Consider the following 4,994-nt stretch of genomic DNA (forward strand, 5'->3'; position numbering starts at 1 on the left):
AATAACTTCCACAAGTTTGTGGGACGCCCATCCCACAATAACAATTAAAATTGTAAGTTATTTAATTCGCGATCCTAAGGGGAGGGAGTAAGAAATTCACCAATGATTTAGGAGCGCTATAATTATAATATATAAAGGACTTGCACAACAAATCCTGGGCTACTCTATATGTAGTAGTAAGGTGGGCCTTGCTGTCCTGCGGTGCGATCGCGCTTTAAAAAACTTCAAGCTGAATTATTTTTCCATTAAAGGGCGATTTTTAATTATCTTTTGTTGTAGTCTTTTTACCCAATATCGTGCTTTCATGGCTGACTCACTCCAACGGTAATCTCAGCGACTTTGAACGGCTAATCGCAGAAACTGCCGATCGAGCCCAGGGATATCAGTGGGGAGAAATTGACACAACAAAGCAGTTTCAACCCCTCATCGAACCCCAAACTATAGCCCAGAGTAAGGTGATCTGCGGTAAGTTGAAATGTAAACACAGATACCTAAAAAATATCTGCGTTGATCGGCGCCCACCTGCCATTAAAAATATCTCTTCTGTAAAAATCAAACTAACGTGAAATTAAGACAATGTATTGAGGGCGCGATCGATCGATAAATCCCTCGTCTTCCAGCCTAGCCATCAGCCGCGTTACTGTAATCCGTGTAATCCCAAGTGCTTCGGAAATCTCCTGGTGAGTTAATCTCAAATCAATTAACAGTCCTTGTGCGACTTCGCGACCAAACTTTTGTCCCAACCAAATTAATAGTTGCAGCAGGCGTGAGTGCAGAGATTCGCTGCGAACTATGCAGAAAAATGCTTGATTTTGCCGGACGTGCGCCAAAATTTCATCTAAGGATCGATCGCACAAATTTGCAGGAATGTAGCTAATTTCTACATGAGTTTTGCACTCAATTTGATAAGGTTGGACGCCTGAGGGCGGCTGACCGAGCACGTCTCCAACTCCCCAATATCCCAGGGTAATTGGTGTGCCCTGCTCGTTCCAAGTCACCGTTCGGACAGCTCCCCGTTCTATTCGCAGCAAGCCTTTAGAAGGCACGGGTACTAACTGACGGCAGGTGAAAGTCTGGTGTCTGAAACCAGCGTACAAGGCTGGAGTGTAGGTGGAAAGAGTGCGTCCCAGACTGAAATTAGTAAAAAGTCCTCCCGGGGGAAAACCGTGCGCCAGCGGAAAATAGTGCTAAATATCAATTCAAACAGCTTTGCTTGCCAAAAAATCTCTCATGTACCGATGCACTAACTGCGGCTGTTCCTGGTTTACCCAGTGGCTGCAATTGGGAATGTAGTGAATCTGAAAATCCCGCACGTAATCTGCGGTTCCATAGGTTAACTCTTTGCCGAGGGCGGCATCATTTTCTCCCCAAATCATCAGCGTCGGAACTTGCAGCACGCTCCAATTCTGGCGATCGAGAAATCCGCCAGCTAGATTGCGGTAATAATTGATAGTAGCAGTCAGAGCGCCCCGTTTGGCAGCCGCATCTTTGTAAGCTTCGATATCTGAGGGGGTAAAGGTGTTTTTGTCAACTGCCATACCTTCCAAAGTAGCAGAAATTGCCTGATAGTCGCCCAACTGAATTAACAACTCCGGCAAAACTGGCAACTGAAAGAAAAAGATGTACCAACTTCTCAGCAATTGTTGAGGAGTGCGTAGCCCTTCAGCAAACTTGGCCGGATGTGGTAGATTCATCACAATTAATTTATCCACCATTTGGGGATAAGCATAAGCAAAACTCCAGGCGATCGCCCCTCCCCAGTCGTGACCAACTAAGACGCAACTTTCGTATCCCAAACCCTGAATAATTCCCTTGACATCTTGCACAAACTCTGCCATCACGTAAGCAGATTTATCCTGAGGTTTGTCGCTGTCGTTGTAACCCCTGAGATCCACAGCAACAACTTTATAATCTGATGCAAATTCCGGGATTTGATGCCGCCAAGAATACCAAAATTCAGGAAATCCGTGCAGCATCAGCATCAGCGGCCCAGAACCTTGAGTGACATAGTGCAGTTTGATGCCGTTCGTAGCGATAAATTCGTGTTTCCAAGCAGCTTCTAGCACAGACATATTTGATGCTTCCTCTAGCTTTGGACATATCCTAGCAGTTACTCTCTTTGGGAGGAACCAACTTTAGGCATATCTAGCAATTCTCCCAGCACTTGTAAACTCTTCCTTTTCTCTTCCTTTGTGGAACAGGCGTTCCGTGGGTGGTTCTTGGCGAAAGGGGTGCGTAAAAAAAAGCCGCTCGCCCGTTTCCGGAAAATATTGCTATATCAGTCAAAATATTAGTATAATGTTGCTGGCATCCCGACAACTGTTAAGCGAAAACTCACTTAGTTTCGAGCGGGCGAGAACCCCGATTCGCAAAAATTTGAGGTGTTGTCAGGGTGCAAGTTAAATAATTCAGAGCTGGCGAGTGTACTAGCAATTAAAGGAGTTAATACCATGTCTGTCGATCGCCTGCAAAACATTGTTAACCGCTTAACAGATCGTCTCAAGCGCGACGTATTAATTGAAACATCCCTCTACGACATTCGAGAAGTTGTGCAGAGCGATCGCGCGGTGCTTTATCATTTTTACAAACAGTGGCAAGGTCGAGTGACTTACGAGATGTTGAGTGCGATCGAACTCTCAATCTTGGGTTCAACGGGGCCAGATGAGTGTTTTAACGGCGAATACGCTGCTTTGTACGAAGCCGGCAGAGTTAGAGCAATTACAGATATTGAAGTAGAACCAATTAACCCATGCCACCGAGATTTTCTGCGTAGCCTGAAAGTTCGGGCCAATTTATCCGTGCCAATTTTAACAAACAAAGGACTGTGGGGGCTGTTAATTGCTCATCAGTGCAGCGGGCCCCGCACTTGGTTGCGATCGGACATTGAATTCATGCAGCAACAAGCGCAAAATATGGCAATGTCTCCCACAATTCAAGATAGTTAATTTTGAATCCTAGATTCTGCTTTGTGACAGTTGGGGTATCGATCATAAAATATAGATGCGAAGTTTCAAGTTTCCAGCCCTGATCAAAATTGTGCGATCGCACTACTTTAATAAACTAGGAAAATGTTTAACTTTGAGAAGTAGAGAAAGAGCTTCCTCACGCTCGAATAACTGTAACCGAGCGCCCCATTTGCGTAGTATGAATTTCAGTTTTTAGCCGTTCTTCCAATTCCAGTGCATTCTCTCGGCGATCGAATATTACCAACCAACCAGAATCTTGTCCCAATCTAGCCAGATATCCATCTAACTGTTCCAAACCTTTACTGAGAGGATCGGCTTTTTTGGGACGCCAAACTTTTAGTTCAATTCCTAATGTTACCTCACCGTAACGCAGACACAAATCCATACGATCGCGCCCAATCGCATATTCTCTCTCCAACGTTCCCCCGCCATTAATCACCCGATGCAGAAACGCCATCAATACCAAATGAGGGGCAATTTCGGGATAGGAGGCACTTTTGAGTAACGGTTCGCCATGTTGCAACCAAAATGCGAGAAAAGCTTGGAGTAACGCATCCGTCATTAGTTCTCCCCGAGGGTTCAGCCAACTCGGACTGATAATCGGTAAGCTATCTTGCGGGCCTTGGGCTAAGACTCGCGGCAAAACTTCTCGATAAATCGGATTGGCGATGACTAAACCCCCTGCCGGATCGCGTCTGAGCAAGCCCAAATCTACGAGGTATTGGCGATCGTCATTAGAAGACTCTGGCAATTCTTGTCCTGCTAAAATCGGTTCGATAATCGCTTTAACTCGATTTTCTCTCAGTCGTTCTGCCAAACTATCTAAATGCGTATCTTGGCGTTGAATTAAAATTTCTTTAGCTTCTAAAATATGGTTTGCTGTAATGGCGCTCGATTCATCAGTAACTAACTCTTCTACTATTTCTTTAGCTAGTGCATTAACCAACCAAGGCTGTCCCTGAGTCAGTTCAAAGGCTAAAGCTGTTGCTTCAGGTGTAAAAACTTGTCCGGTATCTTCCGTATGTTGGGCGTAGAGTTCGGCGACTTCTTCGGCGTTAAAATTGCGTAAAGTTAGCGATCGCACTTTAATATTAAAAGGACTAGAAGTGTTGAGTCTGTCACTACCACCCGCAGCGACTTTGTAATCGCGAACATCCCGCAAACCGATTAAGCCAACGGATTGAGGAAAGGCTTGAGGACGATTGGGATAAGCATCGCGCAGTTGACGCAAGATGGAAATCAAGGCTTGGTCTTGCAGTGCGTCAATTTCATCAATAAAAATTACCAAAGGGCGAGGGGATGCTTGCGCCCAAGCTTGTAAAGCTGCCCGAATTTTCTGTCCCGACTGTATGCTTGTCCAGTCTGGCGGTTGCAGTTCGGGTGGGAGGCGGAAGGAAATGTTGTCTCGCCAAGCGCCGAGAATGGCATCTTCTGCACCGCCAATATCTTGACCGAAGGGTGCGCCGACTTCAGCCGAAACCATGACGGCGGTGTATTTTCCGCTGTCGGTGAGTTGTTTGGCTAAAGCTAGCATGGCGGTGGTTTTACCCACTTGTCGGGGTGCATGGATGACGAAATAGTTGCGTTGAGCGATTAACCGTTCTAAGTCCGGTAAGCGCACTGTTGGGGGTAGCACGTAATGAATGTCTTCTTGGCAGGGGCCTGCGGTATTAAACCAGCGTGGCATAGGTTAACTGGGGTTAATGGGGTTGCTCTCAGTTTACTGTGCTGTTGTTGGAATGGTGTTCTATTGTTAAGTAGTCAGACAGAATTAATTACACAAATACATAGTATAATGATATTCCAGGCAAAATTATGAGTTAATTACAGTTTCATATGATGTTTATCAGAGAAATAAATCCTCTTTCGTCTAAATTGCTCGACTCAAATTCATCGCCAAAGCCGACATCATCAGGTACGTCAACGAGCACATTGCCTCATATTAGCTTCGCAAGGAGTAAAAAAAGTAGAGTTAATGAATATTTTCAGAATAAGTTATAAGACACTCTATAACTGGTTCAATCGGTG

4 protein-coding genes are annotated in these 4,994 nt (G+C 45.2%); 1 reads left to right on the forward strand and 3 read right to left on the reverse strand.

Going from position 1 to position 4,994, the window contains the following annotated elements:
• Positions 1 to 557: 557 nt before the first annotated feature.
• Together ACUVJL_RS39800 and ACUVJL_RS39805 are read right to left on the reverse strand one after the other, a co-directional pair.
• Entirely contained in the window at positions 558 to 1,097 is a 540-nt protein-coding gene (locus ACUVJL_RS39800) for a Crp/Fnr family transcriptional regulator (protein WP_445250861.1), read from the reverse strand.
• A 102-nt stretch (positions 1,098 to 1,199) separates the two neighbouring features.
• Complete coding sequence (locus ACUVJL_RS39805; RefSeq protein WP_445250862.1) at positions 1,200 to 2,072, reverse strand: alpha/beta fold hydrolase; 873 nt, start codon at positions 2,070 to 2,072, stop codon at positions 1,200 to 1,202.
• A 378-nt stretch (positions 2,073 to 2,450) separates the two neighbouring features.
• On the opposite strand from ACUVJL_RS39805, the gene ACUVJL_RS39810 reads away from it, so the two are divergent.
• Positions 2,451 to 2,945: a GAF domain-containing protein gene (locus tag ACUVJL_RS39810; protein ID WP_445250863.1), complete on the forward strand. Its 495-nt coding sequence runs from the start codon at positions 2,451 to 2,453 to the stop codon at positions 2,943 to 2,945.
• Positions 2,946 to 3,102: 157 nt separating this feature from the next.
• Here the strand turns inward: ACUVJL_RS39810 and ACUVJL_RS39815 are convergent, their stop codons facing one another.
• On the reverse strand, positions 3,103 to 4,653 hold the full coding sequence (locus ACUVJL_RS39815) for an ATP-binding protein (RefSeq protein WP_445250864.1): 1,551 nt from the start codon (positions 4,651 to 4,653) through the stop codon (positions 3,103 to 3,105).
• Between the last annotated feature and the right edge of the window lie 341 nt (positions 4,654 to 4,994).

Origin of the sequence: Microcoleus sp. OTE_8_concoct_300 (assembly GCF_031383065.1) — a bacterium.
GTDB lineage: Bacteria > Cyanobacteriota > Cyanobacteriia > Cyanobacteriales > Microcoleaceae > Microcoleus.